Origin of the sequence: Streptococcus sp. oral taxon 061, from assembly GCF_013394695.1 — a bacterium.
In the GTDB taxonomy this organism is placed as follows: Bacteria; Bacillota; Bacilli; order Lactobacillales; family Streptococcaceae; genus Streptococcus.
Genome location: NZ_CP058258.1, coordinates 56,407 through 79,769 on the forward strand (window position 1 = coordinate 56,407; position 23,363 = coordinate 79,769).

The following is a 23,363-nucleotide window of genomic DNA, read 5'->3' on the forward strand; positions in this document are numbered from 1 at the left end:
AAAGCGCAAACTTTTCGCTTTTAGGGGAGGAAGAATGGCAAGATTTGAAATTAAAGATGATTTCTATCTGGATGGGAAACCATTCAAGATTTTGTCTGGGGCCATTCACTATTTTAGAGTTCCTGCGGAAGATTGGCATCATTCATTGTACAACCTCAAAGCATTAGGCTTCAATACAGTTGAGACTTACGTCGCTTGGAACATGCATGAACCTGTTGAAGGACACTTTAATTTTGAAGCTAATCTTGATTTAGAGAGATTTCTTCAAACTGCACAAGATTTGGGCTTATATGCAATTGTACGTCCTTCTCCATTTATCTGTGCAGAGTGGGAATTCGGTGGTTTACCCGCATGGCTCTTGACCAAGGAGATGAGAATTCGGTCATCTGACCCGGCTTTCATTGACATGGTTGGTCGCTACTATAATCAGTTGCTTCCGCGTCTAGTTCCGAGATTATTGGAAAACGGTGGGAACATTCTCATGATGCAAGTAGAAAATGAGTATGGTTCCTATGGCGAGGACAAGACCTACTTGAGGGGAATTCGACGTTTGATGGAAGAACGAGCAGTTACTTGTCCGCTTTTCACATCAGATGGACCATGGCGAGCAACTCTTAAGGCTGGAACCTTAATTGAGGATGATCTCTTTGTGACAGGGAACTTTGGTTCCAAGGCTACTTATAATTTCTCGCAGATGCAAGAATTCTTTGATGAGCACGGCAAGAAATGGCCACTCATGTGTATGGAATTCTGGGATGGCTGGTTCAATCGATGGAAAGAACCAATCATCAAGCGTGAACCTGAGGAATTAGCAGAAGCTGTCCACGAGGTTTTAGAGCAAGGCTCTATTAACCTTTACATGTTCCACGGTGGAACGAACTTTGGTTTTATGAATGGTTGTTCAGCTCGAGGAACCATTGATCTACCACAAGTAACATCTTATGATTATGACGCTCTTCTTGATGAATCTGGAAACCCAACTGCTAAATATTTTGCAGTGAAAGAAATGATGGCGACTTACTATCCTGAGTATCCGCAATCTGACCCGCTTTACAAAGAGAGTATGGAAGTTGAAAACATTCCACTGGTCGAGAAAGTTTCTCTTTTCGAAACCTTGGATAGCCTGACAAGTCCGATTGAAAGTCTCTACCCTAAGAAAATGGAAGAGCTGGGACAAGGTTACGGATATCTACTCTATCGTACGGAAGCAAGTTGGGATGCGGATGAAGAACGCATTCGAATCATTGACGGACGCGATAGAGCTCAACTCTTTATCGATGGTAAATGGGTGGCAACACAGTACCAAACAGAAATCGGTGAAGATATCTTTTATCAAGGTAAAAAGAAAACGCTCTCTAGATTTGACATCCTTATTGAAAATATGGGGCGTGTCAACTATGGACACAAATTCTTAGCAGATACACAGCGAAAAGGGATTCGCACAGGTGTTTGTAAAGATTTGCATTTCTTGCTCAACTGGGAACACTATCCACTTCCATTAGATAATCCTGAGAAGATTGATTTTTCTAAAGGATGGACAGAAGGGCAACCAGCCTTTTACGCCTTTGACTTTGAAGTTGAGACTCCAAAGGACACCTATTTAGATTGTTCTGAGTTTGGTAAAGGGATTGCCTTTGTCAATGGTCATCATCTAGGACGCTTCTGGAACGTTGGTCCGACCCTATCTCTTTATATTCCACATAGTTACCTCAAAGAGGGTGCCAACCGCATCATTATCTTTGAAACTGAAGGGGAGTACAAAGAGCACATACATTTAACTAGTAAACCTACATTTAAACACATAAAGGGGGAAAACTTATGACAATAGTAGGATGCCGTATCGATGGACGTTTAATCCACGGTCAAGTAGCCAATCTTTGGGCTGGGAAGCTAAATGTTTCTCGCATTATGGTTGTAGACGACGAAGTTGTTAACAACGATATTGAAAAGAGTGGTTTGAAACTTGCTACACCACCAGGTGTAAAACTTAGTATCTTGTCGGTTGAAAAAGCGGCAGCGAATCTTCTTGCTGGTAAATATGATAGCCAACGTCTCTTTATCGTGGCTCGTAAACCAGACCGTTTTCTTGGTTTGGTAGAAGCAGGTGTTCCGCTTGAAACTCTCAATGTCGGCAATATGTCGCAAACACCAGAAACACGTGCTATCACTCGTTCTATCAACGTAGTTGATAAAGACGTGGAAGATTTCCGCAAATTGGCGGAAAAAGGTGTTAAACTTACTGCTCAAATGGTTCCAAATGATCCAGTTTCAGACTTTTTGAGCTTATTAAAATAGGAAAAAATTTTTAGGAGGTCATTGTTATGATACAATGGTGGCAAATTTTACTTCTCACTTTGTACTCAGCTTATCAAATCTGTGATGAGTTGACGATCGTTTCTTCTGCAGGTTCGCCTGTATTCGCTGGTTTCATTACTGGTTTAGTCATGGGAGATTTGACAACTGGTTTGTTTATCGGTGGTAGCTTGCAGTTGTTCGTACTTGGGGTAGGTACCTTCGGTGGTGCTTCTCGTATCGACGCAACTTCTGGTGCGGTTCTTGCGACTGCTTTCTCAGTTTCACAAGGAATCGAAACAGACCTTGCGATCACTACAATCGCTGTACCAGTAGCAGCACTTTTGACTTACTTCGACGTACTTGGTCGTATGACTACAACATTCTTCGCTCACCGTATTGATGCTGCGATCGAACGCTTTGACTACAAAGGAATCGAACGTAACTATCTTCTTGGTGCAGTTCCTTGGGCTCTATCTCGTGCCCTTCCAGTATTCTTCGCCCTTGCTTTCGGTGGAGAATTCGTACAAGGTGTTGTAAACCTTGTTAAAGAATACCAATGGGTTGCAGACGGTTTGACTCTTGCAGGTCGTATGCTTCCAGGTCTTGGATTCGCTATCTTGCTTCGTTACCTTCCAGTTAAACGTAACCTTCACTACCTTGCTATGGGATTCGGTTTGACAGCTATGTTGACTGTACTTTACTCATACGTAACAGGTCTTGGTGGAGCAGTTGCTGGTATCATTGGCACTCTTCCTGCTGACGTTGCTGAAAAAATTGGCTTTGCTAACAACTTCAAAGGATTGTCTATGATCGGTATCTCTATCGTAGGTATCTTCCTTGCGGTTGTTCACTTCAAGAACAGCCAAAAAGTTGCTGTAGCAGCACCTTCTACACCATCAGAAAGTGGGGAAATTGAAGATGACGAATTCTAATTACAAATTAACAAAAGAAGATTTTAATCAAATTAACAAACGTAGCTTGTTCACTTTCCAATTGGGATGGAACTACGAACGTATGCAAGCATCAGGTTACCTTTACATGATCTTGCCACAATTGCGTAAAATGTATGGAGATGGAACTCCTGAGTTGAAAGAAATGATGAAAGTTCATACTCAATTCTTCAACACTTCACCATTCTTCCACACAATCATCGCTGGTTTTGACCTTGCCATGGAAGAAAAAGATGGCGTTGTCTCAAAAGACGCGGTTAACGGTATCAAGACAGGTTTGATGGGACCATTCGCTCCTCTTGGAGATACAATCTTTGGTTCACTTGTACCTGCTATCATGGGATCTATCGCTGCAACAATGGCTATCGCTGGTCAACCTTGGGGTATCTTCCTTTGGATCGCAGTTGCAGTAGCGTATGACATCTTCCGTTGGAAACAGTTGGAATTTGCATACAAAGAAGGGGTTAACCTTATCAACAACATGCAAAGTACTTTGACAGCTTTGATTGAAGCTGCATCTGTACTTGGTGTATTCATGATGGGTGCTCTTGTAGCAACAATGATCAACTTTGAAATTTCATACAAATTGCCAATCGGTGAAAAGATGATTGACTTCCAAGACATCTTGAACTCAATCTTCCCACGTTTGCTTCCAGCAATCTTCACTGCATTCATCTTCTGGTTGCTTGGTAAGAAAGGCATGAACTCTACAAAAGCTATCGGTATCATTATCGTGCTTGCCTTGGCTCTTTCTGCTCTTGGTAAATTTGCACTTGGAATGGGCGCATAATTTATGACTAAATCATTGATTTTAGTGAGCCACGGTCGTTTCTGTGAAGAACTTAAAGGTAGCACAGAAATGATTATGGGACCACAAGACAACATTCATGCGGTGGCTCTTCTTCCAGAAGATGGACCAGAAGAATTTACTGCTAAATTTGAAGCTGCTATTGAAGGATTGGATGATTTCCTAGTCTTTGCAGATCTTCTTGGTGGAACACCATGTAACGTGGTGAGCCGTCTGATTATGGAAGGTCGTGACATTGAACTTTATGCAGGAATGAACCTTCCAATGGTTATTGAATTTATCAATGCAAGCCTAACAGGCATTGATGCGGACTATAAGAGTCGTGCTTCAGAAAGCATTGTGAAAGTTAATGATTTATTGGCTAGCTTCGATGACGATGAAGATGAATAAGATGTCACAAACCATCTTATAAAAAATATACATGGGAATGGGAGCGACTCCCATTCCCATGTTTTCAATCATGAAACAATATTAGATTAGAGGTTTTCAATGCTAGATTATACAAAAGAAGATTTGCTTGAGTTGGGAGCAGAGATCACCACACGCGAAATTTACCAACAACCAGATGTTTGGAAGGAAGCTTTTGAATCCTATCAAGCCCGCCGTGATGAAATTGCCGCATTCTTGCAAGGGATTGCAGCTAAACATGACTACATCAAGGTTATCCTGACTGGTGCTGGAACTTCAGCTTATGTAGGCGACACCTTAGTTCCATACTTCAAGGAAGTCTATGACGAACGTAAATGGAATTTCAATGCTATTGCGACAACAGATATCGTTGCAAACCCACAAACTTATTTGAAAAAAGACGTGGCGACTGTTTTGGTATCATTTGCACGTAGTGGAAACTCACCTGAGAGTGTAGCAACAGTTGACTTGGCAAAAGCTTTAGTTGATGAGCTTTATCAAGTAACAATCACATGTGCGGCTGAAGGGGAATTGGCTCTTCAAGCACATGGAGATGATCGTAATCTATTGCTCTTGCAACCTGCAGCTTCAAATGACGCTGGATTTGCAATGACATCAAGCTTTACTTCTATGATGTTGACAGCACTTTTGGTCTTCGATCCAACTGAATTTGCTGTTAAAGCTGAACGTTTTGAAGTGCTTTCTAGTCTTGCTTGTAAAGTTCTTGACAATGTGGCAGATGTGAAAGAATTGGTTGACCTAGACTTTAATCGAGTAATTTACTTAGGTGCAGGTCCATTCTTCGGGCTTGCTCATGAGGCACAACTGAAAATTTTGGAATTGACTGCTGGTCAGGTTGCGACAATGTATGAAAGCCCAGTTGGCTTCCGTCATGGTCCAAAATCTCTTATCAATGAAGATACTGTAGTTTTAGTTTTTGGTACTACGACAGACTATACTCGTAAGTATGACTTAGACTTGGTTCGTGAAGTTGCAGGGGACCAAATCGCTCGTCGCGTTGTTCTCTTGAGTGATCAAGCCTTTGGTCTTGAAAACGTTAAGGAAGTAGCACTTGGCTGTGGTGGAGTTTTGAATGACGTTTACCGTGTATTCCCTTATATTGTTTATGGTCAATTATTTGCTCTCTTGACTTCACTTAAAGTTGGCAACAGACCTGATACACCATCACCTACAGGTACAGTAAACCGCGTCGTTCAAGGTGTCATTATTCACGAATTTAAATAATAAGGAGAGAAGGATGAAAGCATACACAGAACGTGTATTTGGGAAAGTGGATGACAAGGATGTTGTCGCTTATCGCTTTGAAACAGAAGCAGGCTACCAACTAGAAGTCATGACCTATGGTGCAACGATTCTACGCTATGTAACTCCTGATAAGGCTGGTAATTTTGCCAATGTTATCCTAGGCTTTGATGATTTTGACAGCTATGTAGGTAACAGTCCTAAACATGGAGCGAGTGTAGGACCAGTTGCAGGTCGTATCGCAGGTGCGACATTCGAATTGAATGGGAAAACCTATGAACTCGAAGTCAACAACGCTAGCAACTGTAACCACAGCGGTTCGACAGGTTGGGATTCTAGCTTGTTTGAATTGGTTGAAGTCAGCGACCATGGTTTGACTCTTTACACAGAAAGAACAGACGGTACAGGAGGTTTCCCTGGAAATCTTAATATCTGGATCAGCTACCACTTGGAAGAAAATGGTGCTTACGAAGTTAGCTATAAGGTGACGACGGACCAGGATACCTTGGTCAATCCGACCAACCATAGTTACTTTAACTTGTCTGGGGATTTCACTCAGACGGTTGATCGCCATGTTTTCCAACTGAATACAGAAGGTATTTACCCAATCGCTCCTGACGGTGTACCTGCAAAAACTCCAGATGCTAACCGAGATGTAGTCAAACATATCTACAATGGTGCCTTGTTGAAAGATATCTTTGCAGACGAAGATGAACAGATTCAACTCGTATCTGGATTGGACCATCCATTTGCTCTTCCTGCAGGACATGATAATGCTGGTTTCCTCTATGACCAAGCTTCAGGTCGCTTCCTGCTCTTCAAGACAGAAGCATCTTGCTTTGTAGTCTACACAGCTAACTTTGTGGATGAGAGTGTCATGATAGCTGGTCAACCAATGATTCAACATAATGGGATTGCTCTTGAGGCGCAAGCCTTACCAGATGCTATTCATAGTGATCTTAAAAATCAAGTTATCCTCAAAGCAGGTGAAACTTTTACCAGCAAAACTCGTTACGAAATCGTTGTTAAATAATAAAAATTCTCTGAAGTCATAGGATTTCAGAGAATTTTTTCTTATTCTTCATCTGGCGTGAGAATCATCGGAATGATGATTGGTTCACGTTCAGTGTTTTCGTAAAGGAATGGTCGAATGGCGTTTACGATAGCACCGTTGACTGATTGGACGCTAGCGTCCTTGTTTTTCAAAGCGATACGAATAGCATTGAAAAGGATGCGTTGGCTTTGACGGATCAAGTCGCCAGATTCGCGCATGTAGACGAAACCACGACTAAGGATATCTGGTCCAGAAATAATCATCTGAGACTCAAAGTCTACCGTTGCGACAGCAAGTACAACACCATCTTCGGATAGGTCTCGGCGGTCTTTTAGGACTGCAGCACCGATTTCACCAATCCGATTTCCATCGACGTAGATATCTTGAGCATTGAAATGACCAGCGATACGAGCAGAGTTTGCAGTAAGGGCAAGGACATCACCATTGCTCATGATAAAGATATTGTCCTTCTCAACTCCAGTATCTACGGCAAGTCCAGCGTGGACTTTTTGCATGCGATATTCACCGTGGACAGGCATGAAGTATTTTGGTTTGATGAGGCGGAGCATAAGTTTTTGTTCTTGCTGACCACCGTGTCCAGATGTATGGATGTTGTTAATCTTACCATGGATAACTTCAACACCAGCTTCAGAAATGATGTTAATCAGCTTGTTGACGCTAGTGGTGTTTCCTGGAATTGGGCTAGATGAGAAGATAACCGTGTCACCAGGCTGGAGTTGCACCTGACGGTGAGTTCCGTTAGCGATACGAGAGAGAGCAGCCATAGGTTCACCCTGGCTACCCGTACAGAGGATAAGAATCTCACCCGCAGGGTAATCTTTGATTTCATTTGGCTCGATGAAGGTTCCCTTAGGAGCTTTGATGTAGCCAAGCTCGATTCCGTTAACAATGGCTTTCTCCATAGAGCGTCCAAAGACAGCAATCTTACGCCCTGTTTTGACAGCAGCATCAGTCGCTTGTTGGAGACGGAAGATATTTGAGGCAAAGGATGCAAAGATGATACGTCCTTCGATACCTTGGATAATCTTCATGATAGACTGACCAACGACCTTTTCAGAGTTTGTAAAGGTTGGCACTTCAGCATTTGTCGAGTCTGAGAGTAAGCAAAGCACTCCGTCTTCACCTAGGGCTGCCATACGGTGCAAGTCTGCAGGTTCACCAACTGGTGTAAAGTCAAACTTGAAGTCACCCGTACAAACGATTTTCCCTTGAGGGGTGTGAATAACGATACCCAAAGGCTCTGGAATCGAGTGGGTTGTTCTAAAGAAGGTTGCCTTAAGATTTTTAAAGGTCAACTCAGTATTGTGGTTGATTTCGTGAAGTGTAGCGTTGCGCAAAAGTCCGTGCTCTTCGAGTTTTCCACGGATCAAAGCGAGAGCTAGTGGACCTGCATAGATAGGGATATTTGCTTGCTTGAGCAAGAACGGAATCCCACCAATATGGTCCTCGTGTCCGTGGGTAATCAAGAGAGCCTTGACGCGGTCGATATTTTCGACAATGTAAGAGTAATCAGGGATAACGTAGTCGATACCAAGAAGATCATCCTCGGGGAATTTAATCCCTGCATCAACGATGATGATTTCGTCTTGGTATTCGATTCCGTATGTATTTTTACCGATTTCTCCTAGACCACCAATGGCAAAAACGCCCACTTCTTCTGGTTTAAGAGTATAGGCCATATTAGAACTCCGTAATTTCGAATGCGCCAGTTTCTTTTTCGTAGTCTAGCAATTTGTCTGACAAGAGCTCGATATATTCAACGTTGAATTCTGGACGGTTTTTTTCAACAAGTTCACGGGCAATGATACGTCCCTCAAGTTCTGAGTTAGCATCAATGTCTAAGTAAAGTGAGCGTGTTGTTTCACGACGTGGGCTACGGTCTTTAGTTTCTTGATAAAAAACTTTGTAAATCATGTGTTTCCTTTCTGTTTTCAGGTCAGCTGTATTCAAAAAATTACCAGCTTGAAGCTGTTTGTTTCTATTTCATTTTCTGCCTGTATTGACCTTGATTCGTTACAATTATCTCAATTATAACATAAAAAGGGGAATTAGTAAAAGCAGGAAACATGAAAGTAAGGAGCTTGAAATGTGTTTCATTGTGCCCGATACAAGTATTTGAAGACTTTGGAATCAAGTGCTATAATAAAGTTAGAAAAGAGGTTTTTCCTTATGAAGGAGGGCAGGATATGTTTCAACTAGCTATTATCATTCGTCTTCTGGCCTTTGCGGTATTCGTTGCCTGTGTTTACGGAGGAAATGTTTTGTATACTCGGCTAGAGTATCGGAAAGCCAAACTCATTTGGAAGATTGGTTTCGTGACTCTGTATTCGTTTTTCCTTCTCCTGGTGACCTATGTGGTCTGGTTTGTGTTTTACTTTGGTTTGAATTCTTGAGTGCTTGTCCTGTCTATTTGGCAGGACAATTTTGTTTCAAAACAAAGAAAATTCCCATGTGTCAGCTTTTGTAGTATAATAGTAAGCAGACAAAAAGATAGGAATGTGTTATGAAAGTATTAGCTTTTGATACGTCCAGCAAGGCTCTTTCTCTAGCCATTTTAGAGGACAAGCAGCTTCTGGCCGAGACTATGATCAATATTAAGAAAAATCACAGCATTACCCTCATGCCTGTCATCGATTTTTTGATGGCCAGTCTAGATTTGACACCTAGAGATTTGGATCGAATCGTAGTAGCAGAGGGACCGGGTAGCTATACAGGTTTGCGAATTGCAGTAGCAACTGCTAAGACTTTGGCTCATACTCTAAACATTGAGTTAGTGGGGATGTCTAGCCTTTTAGCCCTGGTACCGAGCCGGCAGCAAGGTTTGGTTGTCCCTTTGATGGATGCGCGTCGCAACAATGTTTATGCAGGATTTTATGAAAATGCCCAACCAGTCTTTCCAGAAGCGCATCTATCTTTTGAAGAGGTGTTAGAAAAAGTCAAGGATGCTGAGCAGGTAACCTTTGTTGGAGAAGTTGGAGCCTTTGTGGATCAAATCCAAGAACAATTGCCACAAGCTAACTACCAAGAAACCATACCAAACGCAGCGAATCTAGCTCTTTGGGCCTGGGACAAGGAAGCAGACTCCTTGCACGACTTTGTGCCGAATTACCTCAAGCGTGTCGAAGCTGAGGAAAACTGGCTTAAGAATCATGCCGAGTCCGGCGAGTCTTACATTAAACGCCTATGGTAGGAATCAAACGAATCCAACAGCAACCTGACTTGGCTCAAGCTATCTATGCTGTTATGGTAGATGTTTACCCAGTCAGCCCTTGGACGCTGGAACAAATCCAAGCAGACCTGTCTCAAGACCAGACTTGGTATGCTCTAGCTTATGATGGGGCAGAAGTGATAGGTTTTCTAGCAATTCAGGAGAATCTTTTTGAAGCAGAAGTCCTGCAAATCGCTGTCAAGAAAGCCTATCAAGGACAGGGGGTAGCTTTAGCCTTGTTTGCAACATTGCCGACAGACAAGGAGATTTTCCTCGAAGTTAGAAAGTCAAATCACCGAGCGCAAGCATTTTACAAGAAAGAAAAAATGGCGGTCATCGCTGAGCGAAAAGCCTACTACCATGATCCAGTTGAGGATGCCATTATCATGAAGAGAGAAATAGATGAAGGATAGATATATTTTAGCATTTGAGACATCCTGTGATGAGACCAGTGTCGCCGTCCTGAAAAACGACGATGAGCTCTTGTCCAATGTCATTGCTAGTCAAATTGAGAGTCATAAACGTTTTGGTGGCGTGGTGCCAGAAGTGGCTAGCCGCCACCATGTTGAAGTCATTACAGCCTGTATCGAGGAGGCGTTAGCAGAAGCAGGAATTACTGAAAACGATGTGACAGCTGTGGCGGTTACCTACGGACCGGGCTTGGTTGGAGCTTTGCTAGTTGGCTTGTCAGCTGCCAAGGCTTTTGCTTGGGCTCATGGTCTTCCTCTGATTCCTGTGAATCACATGGCTGGTCACCTCATGGCGGCTCAAAGTGTGGAACCCTTGGAGTTTCCTTTGCTAGCCCTTCTAGTCAGTGGTGGACACACAGAGTTGGTCTATGTTTCTGAAGCTGGTGATTATAAGATTGTTGGGGAGACCCGTGATGATGCAGTTGGTGAAGCCTATGATAAGGTTGGACGTGTCATGGGCTTGACCTATCCAGCAGGTCGTGAGATTGACGAGTTGGCTCATCAAGGTCAGGATGTGTATGACTTCCCACGTGCTATGATTAAGGAAGACAATCTGGAGTTTTCATTCTCTGGTTTGAAGTCTGCCTTTATCAATCTTCACCACAATGCCGAGCAAAAGGGAGAAAGCTTGTCCAAGGAAGACCTATCTGCTTCCTTCCAAGCAGCTGTCATGGATATTCTCATGGCAAAAACCAAGAAGGCCTTGGAGAAATATCCTGTTAAAACCCTAGTCGTGGCTGGTGGTGTAGCAGCTAACAAAGGTCTTAGAGAACGCCTAGCAGCCGAAATTACCGATGTCAAAGTTATCATTCCGCCTCTGCGCCTCTGTGGAGACAATGCAGGTATGATTGCCTATGCCAGCATCAGCGAGTGGAACAAAGAAAACTTCGCAGGCCTGGACCTCAATGCCAAACCAAGTCTCGCCTTTGATACCATGGAATAAAGAGTCAGCTTGAGGCTGACTTTTTTGCTAAAATATTTTATAATATGTTAAAAAAGGAAAAGTTTTACGAATAGAATAGTAAGGGGAGTTTGGCCATGATTGAAAAAATGGAATTGGGAGAATTTTACAAGGAATTGCGTCTGGCGAGAAAACTCAAGCAGTCAGATGTTGCTTGTGATGGACTGACAGCATCCCAGCTATCCAAGTTTGAACTAGGGCACTTTTCGTCTTATGCTGTCCTTATTTCATAATTTCATAGTATAGGAGAAAATAAAATGAAAAAGATAATCTCACGCTACTACTTGTTTATAGCTATTCTACTTGTCATTGCTGACCAGTTCTTGATTCGTCTGGTTTTACACAGCGACCTTGCTGCAGGTCTATCTGACTTTGCCTATTATTTGTCAGATATGATGTTGAATTTTCTTGTGGTTTTGCTTGCTATTATTGTTATGGTTTGGTTAGGTAAATGGCAGAAAATCAGCAGCAGAAAATTTAAGGGTTCCTATCTTTTCTATTCCTTTTTAGCTCTTCTTGCTTTTGTTATTTGGAATTTCGTCACATTTTTTATTTTCCCACCTACTAAAAATGAAATTGCTTATCAACTGGATGTTCCTACTTTTACAGGAGCTACGGCATTTTTGATGTATTTTTTCTATCCTGTAATTGCAGGTCCCATTTTTGAAGAGATGATTTATCGTGGATTGGTGATGACTGCTCTGGAGAAAGGAAAGAAATGGGGACTGGATGTGCTTGGTTCGGCTGCTTTGTTTGGGATCTTGCATATTAGTAACCACGGTTGGGTTTTAACAGACTTTTTCTTCTATATGGGTGGCGGTCTCATATTTGCAGTCTTGTTTAGAGTGACAAAGTCCATTTATTGGCCTATTGGACTGCATATAGTTTACAACGGCATTGGCCAGACTCTCCCCTTGCTGTTTTAGAGTTTCTGCCAATCATAAAAACAAAAGAACTGACTAGCTAAGTATTATAAATAAGACTGGTTTTTCAGTCTTTTTTATTTTGGCTGTCTGTTACTAATTTTTGATCAATTCTTTGTTTCCTCAAAATTCAGAGAACAAATCTCAAAATGTAATCGAAAAATCCAAAGTTTGTCAGTCTGAGACTTTTTTTGTATAGTAGATATATGAAATTTACAAAAATAATCAGTGGTTTGCTTGCTCTTGGAGCTTTATTGCTTTGTATGTCAGCTTGCCAGCATATTCCAAAGACACAATTGATTCTATTTGAGTCACTGTCATTCAATATGCCCCTCAAATCTCTTGAAAAAGTGTTTGGAGAAGCTGATGAAGTGATAGAAGAAACGGAAACCGCCTATCGGGACACTTGGCATGCAAGGGATCCTTATTTCTATAAAACAGGGCGGCTTTTCTATCATTACGAAAATATTGCATTGAATGGTTATACAGGTCGAGCAGATTTCACATTTTCAAAATCACATCGCTTGGAAGAAGCGACAGTTCATATTCCTGTAGCTTCAAAAATGGAGCAACAAGTAGCGCTCTACAATTTATCCCAGACTATAAAAAAAGAAATTGAAGCTCTTCCGACTTTCAAATCCGTAACTACCGAGACAGTAGGATTATACGATGATGGCTATCGCTATAAAGTCAAATTGCAAGGCCAAAGGAGAGAGCTCTGGGTTGATGTCTACCCGATAGAAAATGAATATACTGAAAAAAATGAAGGCTATAAGTATAGAATTCGAATTGATCAATTTCTCATGTATCCATAATGAACCATACTGTTCAGGGGCTGATACTTGCTATTAGTTTCAAATTCCAGACTGTTTTCTCCTCTTTGAATGTGTTATAATAATTTTTGCTGTGACTGTCTGGAAAGTAGTTGATAAAGTAATGAATAGTGAGGAGGTTTATGAAAGAAAAAGGATTTTGGGAGGGTGTACAAGCAGCTGTGCCGACGGCTTTAGGTTATATCAGCATCGGTCTTGCTTGTGGGATTATCGGTTCTCCCTATGTAACACCTGTGGAAATGGGCTTGATGAGCCTCTTTGTCTATGCTGGGAGCGCCCAGTTTGCCATGATAGCCTTGATAGCAGTTCAAGCACCTGTGGCAGCCATTGCTATGACGGTCTTTTTGATTAATCTACGTCTCTTTTTGTTGAGTTTGCATGCTTCGACCTATTTCCGTCATACCAGTCTCTGGCATAATATCAGCATGTCTAGCCTTTTGACCGATGAAACCTATGGGGTCTTGATGGGAGAACGGGTTCATACGGATAAGGTCAACCCTATGTGGATGCATGGAAACAATCTCAATAGCTATATTTCTTGGTTTTTGGGAACAGTTGTCGGAACCGCTCTAGGTGGCCTTTTGCCAAATCCGGAAGTTTTTGGTCTAGATTTTGCCCTAGTGGGGATGTTTATCGGGATTTTCACTTCCCAGTTTCAGATTATGCAAAAACGGATTCCCTTACGGAAACTCTTCATCATTCTGGGAGTTGTTGCTGTTTCCTTTTTTGTGCTCTTGACAGTAGTGTCTCAGTCGCTAGCTGTCCTATTTGCGACCTTGTTGGGTTGTACCATGGGGGTGATTTTGGATGGTCAGTAAGTATATTTTAATGGCAATCGTCTTTTCTGGCTTGGTGACTTGGATTCCGAGAATGATTCCTTTTATCCTTGCCAAGTACAAGGGGTTGCCACCTATCGTAGAGCGCTTTTTGAAATTTCTCCCAGTCTCTGTTATCTTTGCCTTGATTCTTTCAAGTGTGGTGACAGGAAAAGCTGGAAGCTTCCCGCAGATAAAATGGCTAGACTTTCTAGCAGTCTTCCCAACAGCCTTTGTGGCCTTTCGTTACCGTAATCTGGTGGGGACGGTTCTCTTTGGAGTAGTCTTGATAGCAGTCCTACGTTTGGTCTTTTAATCAGCCATAAAGAAAACCTATCACAAATATAGAAATCATATAATGGCGCGATCTCATTTTTTCTGTTAAGATAAGAATGTATTTTATTTTGGAGGAATTATCATGAAAAAAATCGTTAAATATTCATCACTTGCTGCTCTAGGGCTTGTTGTCGCAGGTGTATTAGCAGCTTGCTCAGGTGGTGAGAAGAAAGATGCTGCAACTAGCGAAGCAACATCTGGTAAGAAAGAAATTATCGTTGCAACCAACGCTTCACCAAAACCATTTAACTATGAAGAAAATGGTGAGTTGACTGGTTACGAAATCGAAGTTGTTCGTGCTATCTTTAAAGACTCTGACAAATATGATGTCAAGTTTGAAAAGACAGAATGGTCAGGTATCTTTGCAGGTCTTGACGCAGATCGTTACCAAATGGCAGTTAACAACATCAGCTACACTAAAGAACGTGCAGAAAAATATCTTTATGCAGCACCAACTGCCCAAAACCCTAATGTCCTTGTAGTGAAGAAAGATGACAACAGCATCAAATCACTTGATGATATCGGTGGAAAATCTACTGAAGTCGTACAAGGAACAACATCAGCTAAACAGCTGGAAGAATACAACAAACAACACGCAGATAATCCAACTGTCCTTAACTATACAAAAGCTGATTTCCAACAAATCATGTCTCGCTTGAGTGACGGTCAATTTGACTACAAGATTTTTGATAAAATCGGTGTAGAAACAGTTATCAAAAACCAAGGTTTGGATAACTTGAAAGTCATCGAACTTCCAAGCGACCAACAACCTTACGTGTACCCACTTCTTGCAAAAGATCAAGATGAATTGAAATCATTTGTTGACAAACGCATCCAAGAACTATATAAAGACGGAACTCTTGAAAAATTATCTCAACAGTTCTTCGGTGGTTCTTACCTCCCAGCAGAAGCGGACATTAAATAAGCTTTTAAATCATCCATTCTCTCGTAGGTGGATGATTTTGTAACTTTTAGACATATAGTTTCAAACTATATGTCTGCCTATCTAATAACAATTTGCTAAATCAAATAAAGTATGAGATACTATTACGGTATTATTTTTAAAGGAGAAAGAATCATGAAAATCAAAAAATGGTTAAGCGTAGCAGCGATTGCTACAGTAGCAGGCCTTACACTTGCAGCTTGCGGAAATTCAGACAAGAAAGCGGACAATACAACTACAGTTAAAATTGCAACTGTTAACCGTAGCGGTTCAGAAGAAGCGCGTTGGGATAAAGTCCAAGAATTGGTTGAAAAAGACGGAATTAAATTGGAATTCACAGAGTTTACAGACTACTCACAACCAAACAAAGCAACTGCTGATGGTGAAGTAGACTTGAACGCTTTCCAACACTACAACTTCTTGAACAACTGGAACAAAGAAAACGGTAAAGACCTTGTAGCGATTGCAGATACTTATATCTCACCAATCCGCCTTTACTCAGGTAAAAACGGTGAAGAAAACAAGTATACTAAAGTGGAAGAAATCCCAAATAACGGTGAAATTGCAATTCCAAATGATGCTACTAACGAAAGCCGTGCCCTTTACCTTCTTCAATCAGCAGGTTTGATTAAATTGGATGTTTCAGGAACTGAACTTGCTACAATCGCAAACATCAAAGAAAATCCAAAGAACTTGAAAATCACTGAGTTGGACGCTAGCCAAACAGCTCGTTCATTGACTTCAGTTGATGCAGCTGTTGTAAACAACACTTTTGTTACAGAAGCAAAATTGGACTACAAGAAAGCACTCTTTAAAGAGCAAGCTGACGAAAACTCAAAACAATGGTACAACATCATCGTTGCGAAAAAAGATTGGGAATCATCACCTAAAGCTGATGCAATCAAGAAAATTATCGCAGCTTACCACACTGACGAAGTGAAAAAAGTCATCGAAGAAACTTCAGACGGCTTGGATCAACCAGTTTGGTAATAAAAACAGGGAGGTGGGAGAGATTTTTCCACCTCTTGCTTTTATATAGAGACTAAAGAAAAGGAACATCCACTTGTATTGATTCCAAAGGTACAAGTCCTAGTAGAAAGGTAGAGAGAAAATGGTTTTCCCTAGCCAAGAAGAACAAATTGAAAAGTTTGAAAAGGATCATGTAGCGCAGCATTACTTTGAAGTTTTGCGTACCTTGATTTCTAAAAAATCAGTCTTTGCCCAACAAGTTGGTCTGAAAGAGGTGGCTCGTTATCTAGGCGAAATCTTCAAGCGCGTAGGTGCAGAGGTCGAGATTGACGAGAGCTATACAGCACCTTTTGTCATGGCGCATTTCAAAAGTTCACGTCCAGATGCCAAGACTATCATTTTCTACAACCATTATGACACAGTACCAGCAGATGGTGATCAAGTTTGGACAGAGGATCCTTTTACACTCTCTGTGCGTGATGGCATTATGTATGGACGCGGGGTTGATGATGACAAGGGGCATATCACTGCTCGACTCAGTGCGCTGAGAAAATACATGCAAGATCACGATGATCTTCCAGTCAATATCAGCTTCATCATGGAAGGGGCAGAGGAATCTGCCTCTATGGACTTGGATAAATATTTAGAAAAACATGCGGACAAACTTCGTGGTGCAGATTTATTGGTCTGGGAACAAGGAACAAAGAATGCCTTGGAACAGTTAGAAATCTCTGGTGGGAACAAGGGGATTGTAACCTTTGATGCCAAGGTCAAGAGTGCCGATGTGGATATCCACTCTAGCTATGGAGGTGTTGTGGAGTCAGCGCCTTGGTATCTCATTCAAGCCTTGACCAGTTTGAGGGCTGCGGATGGGCGCATTTTAGTTGAAGGCTTGTACGAACATGTGCAGGAGCCTAATGAACGTGAGTTAGCCTTGATTGAAACCTATGCCCAACGCAATCCAGAGGAAATTAGTCAGATTTATGGCTTGGAATTGCCACTTTTACAAGAGGAACGTACAGCCTTTCTCAAACGGTTTTTCTTTGAACCAGCATTCAATATCGAAGGAATTCAGTCAGGCTATCAAGGCCAAGGGGTTAAAACGATTTTGCCAGCAGAGGCTAGTGCCAAGCTAGAAGTCCGTTTGGTTCCTGGCTTAGAACCCCATGATGTTTTGGAGAAAATCCGAAAACAACTAGACAAAAACGGTTTTGATAATGTAGAATTGTACTATACCTTGGGTGAGATGAGCTATCGAAGCGATATGAGTGCACCATCTATTCTCAATGTTATTGAGCTGGCCAAGAAATTCTATCCACAGGGCGTATCGGTCTTGCCAACAACGGCTGGGACAGGTCCTATGCATACGGTATTCGATGCCTTAGAAGTACCCATGGTTGCCTTTGGTCTAGGAAATGCTAATAGCCGAGACCATGGTGGAGATGAAAATGTGCGAATCGCCGATTATTACACCCATATTGAATTAGTAGAGGAGCTGATTAGAAGCTATGAGTAGAGATATTATCAAATTAGATCAGATCGATGTGACTTTTCACCAAAAGAAAAGAACCATCACAGCGGTCAAGGATGTGACCATTCACATCCAAGAAGGAGATATCTACGGAATTGTAGGATATTCTGGAGCAGGGAAATCAACCCTAGTTCGTGTTATTAACCTTTTGCAAAAACCATCTGCAGGTCGAATTACCATTGATGATGATGTGATCTTTGACAACAAGGTTACCTTAACTGCGGAGCAATTACGCCATAAACGTCAAGATATTGGGATGATTTTCCAACACTTTAACCTTATGAGCCAGAAAACAGCAGAGGAAAATGTAGCCTTTGCTCTCAAACACTCTGGACTCAGCAAGGAAGAAAAGAAGGCTAAAGTAGCTAAGTTGTTGGACTTGGTGGGCTTGGCTGACCGTGCCGAAAACTATCCTTCACAACTATCTGGAGGTCAAAAGCAACGTGTGGCTATTGCGCGTGCCTTGGCCAATGATCCAAAAATCTTGATTTCGGACGAGTCAACTTCAGCTCTGGATCCAAAGACAACGAAACAGATTTTGTCACTCTTGCAAGAATTGAACCGTAAACTAGGTTTGACCATTGTCCTGATTACACACGAGATGCAGATTGTCAAAGACATTGCTAACCGTGTAGCAGTCATGCAGGATGGTCGTCTGATTGAAGAGGGTAGCGTTCTTGAAATCTTCTCAGATCCTAAGCAACCATTGACCCAGGACTTTATCTCAACGGCGACAGGTATCGATGAAGCTATGGTCAAGATTGAGAAACAAGAAATCGTAGAGCACTTATCTGAAAACAGCATTTTGGTACAACTCAAGTATGCAGGCGCTTCTACAGATGAACCACTTCTGAATGAATTGTACAAGCACTACCAAGTAACAGCCAATATTCTTTATGGAAATATTGAAATTTTGGATGGCACTCCTGTTGGTGAACTTGTGGTTGTCTTGTCAGGGGAAAAAGAAGCCTTGGCAAGCGCTCAAGATGCCATCCGTCAGGCTGGTGTGCAACTAAAAGTATTGAAGGGAGGACAGTAAGATGGCAGAATTGATTAAAGCATACTTACCAAACGTCTACAAGATGGGTTGGTCTGGTCAAGCTGGCTGGGGAACAGCAATCTACTTGACCCTTTATATGACGGTTCTTTCCTTCATCATCGGAGGTTTCCTAGGGCTGGTTGCAGGGCTTTTCCTTGTCTTGACAGCTCCAGGTGGTGTCTTGGAAAATAAAGTTGTTTTCTGGATTTTGGACAAGATTACCTCTATCTTCCGTGCGGTGCCATTCATCATTCTCTTGGCTGTCTTGTCACCCTTCTCTCATCTAATCGTAGGGACAAGTATCGGGCCAAATGCGGCTATTGTACCCCTATCTTTTGCAGTCTTTGCCTTCTTTGCTCGTCAAGTACAGGTGGTATTAGCTGAGCTAGATGGTGGTGTCATCGAGGCAGCTCAAGCTAGTGGAGCTACTTTCTGGGACATCGTAGGTGTTTACCTATCAGAAGGTCTACCAGACTTGATCCGTGTGACAACTGTGACCTTGATCTCACTAGTCGGTGAAACAGCTATGGCGGGAGCGGTCGGAGCAGGTGGTATCGGTAACGTAGCTATCGCTTATGGATTTAACCGTTTCAATCATGATGTGACAGTCCTTGCGACGCTCATCATTATCCTGATTATCTTTACAATTCAGTTTTTGGGAGACTTCTTGACCAAGAAATTAAGTCATAAATAAAAAGAGCCATTCGGCTCTTTTTATTTATCTTTTATGTGTCAACTTCTTACTAAGTGCTTGTCCAATCAGGGCGCCAAGTAAAGCACCAATGAGGACACTTGCGATAAAAAGTAGGATATTACCGAGATTCGGTGAGACCATAATGCGGTCAATATAGTCCTGAGATTTCCCACGAGCTACTAGAGTTGCTATATAAGCTTGAGGGGTTATCCACATAAGTAGAATGGGACCGGTGGTGCCAAAAGCAAATACTAGGAAGGAAAGAAGGTTCTTGACCTTATCCTTGTAATGACCAAGATGGGCGATGCCATCCGCTGCAAGTCCACAGATGATTCCTGGGAGAAAGGCTCCAGCACCATGCTTGCTCCCGAGGAAAAAGAGAGAGATAACGAGCCCAATCGTTGTAATCGCTCCAAAGCGAGGCACTTTTTCTAAAAGAATCATATAGACGCTACCACCTACAAGAGCAGAAAAGGCAGGGGCATAAAACATATTTCCAGTGTGGTCGATAAGGTTTCCTAGTAGAACCCCCACTCCGATACAGAGAAAGTAGACAAGGGCAGCCACAAGAGTTGTCAAGATATTCTTTTTCATAAGTTCTCCTTCGTATATCTGATGGTTTTCATTGTATCATGCCTGGCTTAGATTGTAAATACTGGCCGATATTTGCTATTTGTCCGGAAACTAGATGAAAGAGGAATAGACTAAAGCTATTTCTTTACTCCTCTGACTGTCCCAATCCTTTCATTTATGGTAAAATAGGACTATTAAGTTATAAAGAGGATTCCCTATGAAATTACAAAAACCAAAAGGAACGCAGGATATTTTACCTGCTGAGTCTGCCAAGTGGCAGTACGTTGAAGGCTTTGCGCGTGAAATTTTCAAACGCTACAACTATGCAGAAGTGCGTACCCCTATTTTCGAGCATTATGAAGTCATCAGTCGTTCTGTTGGAGACACAACCGATATCGTAACCAAGGAAATGTATGATTTTTATGACAAGGGTGACCGCCATATCACTCTCCGTCCAGAAGGAACAGCTCCAGTCGTTCGTTCTTATGTGGAAAACAAACTCTTCGCACCAGAAGTGCAAAAACCAAGCAAGTTCTACTACATGGGGCCAATGTTCCGCTATGAGCGTCCACAAGCAGGTCGCTTGCGTCAATTCCACCAGATTGGTGTGGAGTGCTTTGGCTCTAGTAATCCAGCTACAGATGTGGAAACAATCGCTATGGCAGCCCACTTCTTGAAAGCAATCGGTGTTCAGGGTGTCAAACTGCATCTAAATACTCTTGGAAATCCTGAGAGTCGTGCGGCCTATCGTCAAGCCTTGATTGACTACTTGACACCGCTCAAAGATAGCTTGTCTAAGGATAGTCAACGTCGTTTGGAAGAAAACCCTCTCCGTGTCTTGGACTCTAAGGAAAAAGAAGACAAGGCAGCAGTGGAGAATGCACCATCTATCTTGGATTACCTCGATGAAGAAAGCCAAGCCCACTTTGATGCTGTGCGTCAGATGCTGGAAAATCTTGGAGTAGACTATATCATCGATACCAACATGGTGCGTGGTTTGGACTACTACAACCACACGATTTTTGAGTTTATCACTGAAATCGAGGGTAATGAATTAACAGTCTGCGCAGGTGGTCGCTATGATGGCTTGGTTGCTTACTTTGGTGGTCCTGAGACTGCTGGTTTTGGGTTTGGACTTGGTGTAGAACGTCTCCTTTTAGTTCTTGAAAAGCAAGGTGTAGCACTCCCAATCGAAAACGCCCTAGACGTTTATATTGCTGTTCTTGGTGAAGGAGCAAATATCAAGGCTTTAGAGTTGGTACAAGCTCTTCGTCAACAAGGCTTCAAAGCAGAGCGTGATTACCTTAACCGCAAACTCAAAGCACAGTTTAAGTCGGCTGATGTCTTTGGAGCTAAGACACTTATCACTCTAGGAGAGAGCGAAGTTGAAAGCGGTCAAGTGCAGGTCAAGAACAACCAAACTCGAGAAGAAGTAGAAGTTTCTCTTGAAGCTATTAGTAAAAATTTCTCAGAAGTATTTGAAAAATTAGGCTCTTAATAGTAAAGTAATGAACCAGGGTTTTATTCCTGGTTTTTATTTAATAAAAAATCCGACCATTGAAGACTATTTTTATATAAAAAGTTGGGAAAACTGGAATATTATTAAAAATAGCTTGTAAACGAATTCAAAAAATGCTATGATATATTTGATTAATTAAGAGGAGTCAACCATGAATTATTTTAAAAAGAACACGATGCGCGTGTTTGCATTTTTGGGTATAATCGTGTTATCTTTGACGGTACTGACAACAGTATTTGCAGCTGATGTTACAGACTATACCAATAAAACATCAATCACTGTTGATGGTCAACCATTGACATCTGACACTCAAATCGGAACAGGTAAAGTTTTGGAAGCAACCAATACCATTTCTTTCCCTGATACTCAACAAATTAAGGAAGGCGATATACTGGTACTTGACCTTCCTAAAGAATTGGGCTTGATTACTAAGCTAGAATTTCCAATTACTCATAGTAGTGGTGAAGTGATTGGGAATGCTGTGACAGATCCAAGCACTCAAAAAGTAACGATCACATTTACAGATTATTTCTCTAAGAATTACAAAGATAAGGTAATGTCTTTGAAATATTCTGTGCGTCCAAATGTAACGAACTTACCAGAATCTGGTAAATATACTTTCCAATTCGGGACAGAAAAATATACCCTCAATTACAATAAAACAGACGGTGAAGCTGGTGACTATGAAATGAAGTATGGTTACCAAGATTCAGAAAATCCTAATCGCATCAAGTGGCGTGTTGTTTTGAATGCTGTTCAAGATAAATTGAACAACATGGTCATTAAAGATGACTTTAGCGATAGTGGACAAGTCTTGGTGGAAAGCTCTTTCCGTGCGGTTCGTTATGCAACGCAACCAGAGAAGATTCCAAATGAAGCAGCACTTCTTAAACTGGAACCAATTGATAACTTTAGCAAAAAAGCTGAATTTACTCGAAATGCGGATGGTAAAATCACAGGGTTCACCATTAACTTTGGTGACAACTGGAACTGGGCAATGTACATTGAGTACACAACAGAATTAACTTCAGAACTTCCAAAAGGTACTCAAGTTGCCAATGTTTTGGAATGGTCAGCAAGTAACTTCCAAAAATCTCGTTCAGTCAGTGCATTGACCCGTTTAGAAACAGGTTCAGGTGAGGGTAGTGGAGATAAGACTACTACGACCACAACAACCACAACGACAACTTCTACAACTACAACGACAGAAGAACCAACGACAACTTCTACAACGACAACGACAGAAGAACCAACGACAACTTCTACAACGACAACGACAGAAGAACCAGCGACAACTTCTACAACGACAACGACAGAAGAACCAGCGACAACTTCTACAACTACAACGACAGAAGGTCCAGCGACAACTTCTACAACTACAACGACAGAAGAACCAACGACAACTTCTACAACGACAACGACAGAAGAACCAGCGACAACTTCTACAACGACAACGACAGAAGAACCAACGACAACTTCCACAACCACAACGACAGAAGAACCAACGACAACGACTACGACAACCTCAAAACCAGACGTTCCTGGGACAACTACTACGGAGGAGAAACCAAAACTTCCTCAAACTGGCGAATCTGTAGGAACTGGCTTGGTATTTGCCGGAATCGTCATCTTATCAGGCACAGTTGTATTGAAACGTAAATATTCTAATAAGTAATAGTTGAGTTTCTTTAGATAGGGGAGAGCATGGCTCTCTCCCTTTTTTAAAAAAGTAGATATTATGGAGTATTTA

General features: G+C 41.8%; 25 protein-coding genes and 1 pseudogene. 23 read left to right on the forward strand and 3 right to left on the reverse strand.

Features of this window, described 5'->3' with window-relative positions; genetic code table 11:
• Nucleotides 1-34: 34 nt before the first annotated feature.
• From HW271_RS00265 to HW271_RS00295, 7 genes are all read left to right on the forward strand, one after another.
• On the forward strand, nucleotides 35-1,822 hold the full coding sequence (locus HW271_RS00265) for a beta-galactosidase family protein (protein WP_178894413.1): 1,788 nt from the start codon (nucleotides 35-37) through the stop codon (nucleotides 1,820-1,822).
• Entirely contained in the window at nucleotides 1,819-2,295 is a 477-nt protein-coding gene (locus HW271_RS00270) for a PTS system mannose/fructose/N-acetylgalactosamine-transporter subunit IIB (RefSeq protein WP_178894414.1), read from the forward strand. The genes HW271_RS00265 and HW271_RS00270 overlap by 4 nt, the downstream gene beginning before the upstream one ends.
• 26 nt (nucleotides 2,296-2,321) lie before the next feature.
• A complete protein-coding gene (locus tag HW271_RS00275) occupies nucleotides 2,322-3,227 on the forward strand; it encodes a PTS mannose/fructose/sorbose/N-acetylgalactosamine transporter subunit IIC (RefSeq protein ID WP_178894415.1) in 906 nt (301 codons plus the stop codon).
• Nucleotides 3,214-4,035: a PTS system mannose/fructose/sorbose family transporter subunit IID gene (locus HW271_RS00280; protein ID WP_178894416.1), complete on the forward strand. Its 822-nt coding sequence runs from the start codon at nucleotides 3,214-3,216 to the stop codon at nucleotides 4,033-4,035. Before HW271_RS00275 ends, HW271_RS00280 begins: the two co-directional genes overlap by 14 nt.
• Nucleotides 4,036-4,038: 3 nt before the next feature.
• Complete coding sequence (locus HW271_RS00285; protein ID WP_006149628.1) at nucleotides 4,039-4,443, forward strand: PTS sugar transporter subunit IIA; 405 nt, start codon at nucleotides 4,039-4,041, stop codon at nucleotides 4,441-4,443.
• A gap of 99 nt (nucleotides 4,444-4,542) precedes the next feature.
• The gene (locus HW271_RS00290) at nucleotides 4,543-5,706 is read left to right on the forward strand and encodes an SIS domain-containing protein (protein WP_178894417.1); all 1,164 of its coding nucleotides are present in this window, start codon (nucleotides 4,543-4,545) and stop codon (nucleotides 5,704-5,706) included.
• 13 nt (nucleotides 5,707-5,719) lie between these two features.
• Nucleotides 5,720-6,757: an aldose epimerase family protein gene (locus HW271_RS00295; RefSeq protein ID WP_178894418.1), complete on the forward strand. Its 1,038-nt coding sequence runs from the start codon at nucleotides 5,720-5,722 to the stop codon at nucleotides 6,755-6,757.
• 41 nt (nucleotides 6,758-6,798) lie between these two features.
• Here HW271_RS00295 and rnjA read toward each other — a convergent pair whose 3' ends face one another.
• Both rnjA and HW271_RS00305 read right to left on the reverse strand, forming a co-directional pair.
• Nucleotides 6,799-8,478 carry a ribonuclease J1 gene (gene rnjA, locus HW271_RS00300; protein ID WP_004250408.1) on the reverse strand — a complete coding sequence of 560 codons (1,680 nt, stop codon included), beginning with the start codon at nucleotides 8,476-8,478 and terminating at the stop codon, nucleotides 6,799-6,801.
• Between the two features lies 1 nt (nucleotide 8,479).
• Nucleotides 8,480-8,713, reverse strand: a complete 234-nt coding sequence (locus HW271_RS00305) for a DNA-dependent RNA polymerase subunit epsilon (protein ID WP_049496700.1) — start codon at nucleotides 8,711-8,713, stop codon at nucleotides 8,480-8,482.
• Nucleotides 8,714-8,985: 272 nt separating this feature from the next.
• Between HW271_RS00305 and HW271_RS00310 the strand changes: the two genes are divergently transcribed.
• From HW271_RS00310 to HW271_RS00375, 14 genes and pseudogenes are all read left to right on the forward strand, one after another.
• Nucleotides 8,986-9,192: a hypothetical protein gene (locus HW271_RS00310; RefSeq protein ID WP_178894419.1), complete on the forward strand. Its 207-nt coding sequence runs from the start codon at nucleotides 8,986-8,988 to the stop codon at nucleotides 9,190-9,192.
• Nucleotides 9,193-9,302: 110 nt separating this feature from the next.
• Nucleotides 9,303-9,989 carry a tRNA (adenosine(37)-N6)-threonylcarbamoyltransferase complex dimerization subunit type 1 TsaB gene (gene tsaB, locus HW271_RS00315; RefSeq protein ID WP_178894420.1) on the forward strand — a complete coding sequence of 229 codons (687 nt, stop codon included), beginning with the start codon at nucleotides 9,303-9,305 and terminating at the stop codon, nucleotides 9,987-9,989.
• Nucleotides 9,983-10,420: a ribosomal protein S18-alanine N-acetyltransferase gene (gene rimI, locus HW271_RS00320; RefSeq protein WP_178894421.1), complete on the forward strand. Its 438-nt coding sequence runs from the start codon at nucleotides 9,983-9,985 to the stop codon at nucleotides 10,418-10,420. Before tsaB ends, rimI begins: the two co-directional genes overlap by 7 nt.
• Nucleotides 10,410-11,420 carry a tRNA (adenosine(37)-N6)-threonylcarbamoyltransferase complex transferase subunit TsaD gene (gene tsaD, locus HW271_RS00325; protein ID WP_178894422.1) on the forward strand — a complete coding sequence of 337 codons (1,011 nt, stop codon included), beginning with the start codon at nucleotides 10,410-10,412 and terminating at the stop codon, nucleotides 11,418-11,420. The genes rimI and tsaD overlap by 11 nt, the downstream gene beginning before the upstream one ends.
• A gap of 95 nt (nucleotides 11,421-11,515) precedes the next feature.
• A pseudogene (locus HW271_RS00330) lies at nucleotides 11,516-11,638 on the forward strand (MutR family transcriptional regulator); the annotation flags it as partial.
• A 57-nt stretch (nucleotides 11,639-11,695) separates the two neighbouring features.
• Nucleotides 11,696-12,364 (forward strand): CPBP family intramembrane glutamic endopeptidase, encoded by a 669-nt coding sequence (locus tag HW271_RS00335; protein ID WP_178894424.1) that lies wholly within the window; start codon nucleotides 11,696-11,698, stop codon nucleotides 12,362-12,364.
• Between the two features lie 203 nt (nucleotides 12,365-12,567).
• Nucleotides 12,568-13,176, forward strand: coding sequence for a hypothetical protein (locus HW271_RS00340; protein WP_178894425.1), 609 nt, complete (start codon nucleotides 12,568-12,570; stop codon nucleotides 13,174-13,176).
• 140 nt (nucleotides 13,177-13,316) lie between these two features.
• On the forward strand, nucleotides 13,317-14,012 hold the full coding sequence (locus HW271_RS00345; RefSeq protein WP_178894426.1) for an AzlC family ABC transporter permease: 696 nt from the start codon (nucleotides 13,317-13,319) through the stop codon (nucleotides 14,010-14,012).
• A complete protein-coding gene (locus tag HW271_RS00350; RefSeq protein WP_178894427.1) occupies nucleotides 14,002-14,325 on the forward strand; it encodes an AzlD domain-containing protein in 324 nt (107 codons plus the stop codon). The genes HW271_RS00345 and HW271_RS00350 overlap by 11 nt, the downstream gene beginning before the upstream one ends.
• Nucleotides 14,326-14,427: 102 nt before the next feature.
• The gene (locus tag HW271_RS00355; RefSeq protein ID WP_178894428.1) at nucleotides 14,428-15,270 is read left to right on the forward strand and encodes an amino acid ABC transporter substrate-binding protein; all 843 of its coding nucleotides are present in this window, start codon (nucleotides 14,428-14,430) and stop codon (nucleotides 15,268-15,270) included.
• A 153-nt stretch (nucleotides 15,271-15,423) separates the two neighbouring features.
• Nucleotides 15,424-16,278 carry a MetQ/NlpA family ABC transporter substrate-binding protein gene (locus tag HW271_RS00360; RefSeq protein WP_016466399.1) on the forward strand — a complete coding sequence of 285 codons (855 nt, stop codon included), beginning with the start codon at nucleotides 15,424-15,426 and terminating at the stop codon, nucleotides 16,276-16,278.
• Nucleotides 16,279-16,399: 121 nt separating this feature from the next.
• A complete protein-coding gene (locus HW271_RS00365) occupies nucleotides 16,400-17,773 on the forward strand; it encodes a M20/M25/M40 family metallo-hydrolase (RefSeq protein ID WP_178894429.1) in 1,374 nt (457 codons plus the stop codon).
• Nucleotides 17,766-18,827: a methionine ABC transporter ATP-binding protein gene (locus HW271_RS00370; protein WP_178894430.1), complete on the forward strand. Its 1,062-nt coding sequence runs from the start codon at nucleotides 17,766-17,768 to the stop codon at nucleotides 18,825-18,827. The genes HW271_RS00365 and HW271_RS00370 overlap by 8 nt, the downstream gene beginning before the upstream one ends.
• A gap of 1 nt (nucleotide 18,828) precedes the next feature.
• Nucleotides 18,829-19,521, forward strand: a complete 693-nt coding sequence (locus HW271_RS00375; protein WP_004250431.1) for a methionine ABC transporter permease — start codon at nucleotides 18,829-18,831, stop codon at nucleotides 19,519-19,521.
• A 24-nt stretch (nucleotides 19,522-19,545) separates the two neighbouring features.
• Here HW271_RS00375 and HW271_RS00380 read toward each other — a convergent pair whose 3' ends face one another.
• The gene (locus HW271_RS00380; protein ID WP_178894431.1) at nucleotides 19,546-20,115 is read right to left on the reverse strand and encodes an MptD family putative ECF transporter S component; all 570 of its coding nucleotides are present in this window, start codon (nucleotides 20,113-20,115) and stop codon (nucleotides 19,546-19,548) included.
• Nucleotides 20,116-20,311: 196 nt separating this feature from the next.
• Here HW271_RS00380 and hisS point away from each other — a divergent pair, with 196 nt between their 5' ends.
• Together hisS and HW271_RS00390 are read left to right on the forward strand one after the other, a co-directional pair.
• Complete coding sequence (gene hisS / locus HW271_RS00385) at nucleotides 20,312-21,592, forward strand: histidine--tRNA ligase (protein ID WP_178894432.1); 1,281 nt, start codon at nucleotides 20,312-20,314, stop codon at nucleotides 21,590-21,592.
• Between the two features lie 172 nt (nucleotides 21,593-21,764).
• Nucleotides 21,765-23,288, forward strand: coding sequence for an LPXTG cell wall anchor domain-containing protein (locus HW271_RS00390; protein ID WP_178894433.1), 1,524 nt, complete (start codon nucleotides 21,765-21,767; stop codon nucleotides 23,286-23,288).
• Nucleotides 23,289-23,363: the final 75 nt, after the last annotated feature.

Coding starts and splice junctions, on each gene's coding strand:
- HW271_RS00265 (WP_178894413.1), top strand. CDS start 35: ATGGCAAGATTTGAAATTAAAGATGATTTCTATCTGGATGGGAAACCA.
- HW271_RS00295 (WP_178894418.1), top strand. CDS start 5,720: ATGAAAGCATACACAGAACGTGTATTTGGGAAAGTGGATGACAAGGAT.
- HW271_RS00380 (WP_178894431.1), bottom strand. CDS start 20,115: ATGAAAAAGAATATCTTGACAACTCTTGTGGCTGCCCTTGTCTACTTT.
- tsaB (WP_178894420.1), top strand. CDS start 9,303: ATGAAAGTATTAGCTTTTGATACGTCCAGCAAGGCTCTTTCTCTAGCC.
- HW271_RS00280 (WP_178894416.1), top strand. CDS start 3,214: ATGACGAATTCTAATTACAAATTAACAAAAGAAGATTTTAATCAAATT.
- HW271_RS00355 (WP_178894428.1), top strand. CDS start 14,428: ATGAAAAAAATCGTTAAATATTCATCACTTGCTGCTCTAGGGCTTGTT.
- HW271_RS00350 (WP_178894427.1), top strand. CDS start 14,002: ATGGTCAGTAAGTATATTTTAATGGCAATCGTCTTTTCTGGCTTGGTG.
- HW271_RS00365 (WP_178894429.1), top strand. CDS start 16,400: ATGGTTTTCCCTAGCCAAGAAGAACAAATTGAAAAGTTTGAAAAGGAT.
- HW271_RS00390 (WP_178894433.1), top strand. CDS start 21,765: ATGAATTATTTTAAAAAGAACACGATGCGCGTGTTTGCATTTTTGGGT.
- HW271_RS00305 (WP_049496700.1), bottom strand. CDS start 8,713: ATGATTTACAAAGTTTTTTATCAAGAAACTAAAGACCGTAGCCCACGT.
- HW271_RS00375 (WP_004250431.1), top strand. CDS start 18,829: ATGGCAGAATTGATTAAAGCATACTTACCAAACGTCTACAAGATGGGT.
- rnjA (WP_004250408.1), bottom strand. CDS start 8,478: ATGGCCTATACTCTTAAACCAGAAGAAGTGGGCGTTTTTGCCATTGGT.
- HW271_RS00345 (WP_178894426.1), top strand. CDS start 13,317: ATGAAAGAAAAAGGATTTTGGGAGGGTGTACAAGCAGCTGTGCCGACG.
- HW271_RS00340 (WP_178894425.1), top strand. CDS start 12,568: ATGAAATTTACAAAAATAATCAGTGGTTTGCTTGCTCTTGGAGCTTTA.
- HW271_RS00335 (WP_178894424.1), top strand. CDS start 11,696: ATGAAAAAGATAATCTCACGCTACTACTTGTTTATAGCTATTCTACTT.
- HW271_RS00360 (WP_016466399.1), top strand. CDS start 15,424: ATGAAAATCAAAAAATGGTTAAGCGTAGCAGCGATTGCTACAGTAGCA.
- HW271_RS00370 (WP_178894430.1), top strand. CDS start 17,766: ATGAGTAGAGATATTATCAAATTAGATCAGATCGATGTGACTTTTCAC.
- HW271_RS00285 (WP_006149628.1), top strand. CDS start 4,039: ATGACTAAATCATTGATTTTAGTGAGCCACGGTCGTTTCTGTGAAGAA.
- hisS (WP_178894432.1), top strand. CDS start 20,312: ATGAAATTACAAAAACCAAAAGGAACGCAGGATATTTTACCTGCTGAG.
- HW271_RS00270 (WP_178894414.1), top strand. CDS start 1,819: ATGACAATAGTAGGATGCCGTATCGATGGACGTTTAATCCACGGTCAA.
- tsaD (WP_178894422.1), top strand. CDS start 10,410: ATGAAGGATAGATATATTTTAGCATTTGAGACATCCTGTGATGAGACC.
- rimI (WP_178894421.1), top strand. CDS start 9,983: ATGGTAGGAATCAAACGAATCCAACAGCAACCTGACTTGGCTCAAGCT.
- HW271_RS00310 (WP_178894419.1), top strand. CDS start 8,986: ATGTTTCAACTAGCTATTATCATTCGTCTTCTGGCCTTTGCGGTATTC.
- HW271_RS00275 (WP_178894415.1), top strand. CDS start 2,322: ATGATACAATGGTGGCAAATTTTACTTCTCACTTTGTACTCAGCTTAT.
- HW271_RS00290 (WP_178894417.1), top strand. CDS start 4,543: ATGCTAGATTATACAAAAGAAGATTTGCTTGAGTTGGGAGCAGAGATC.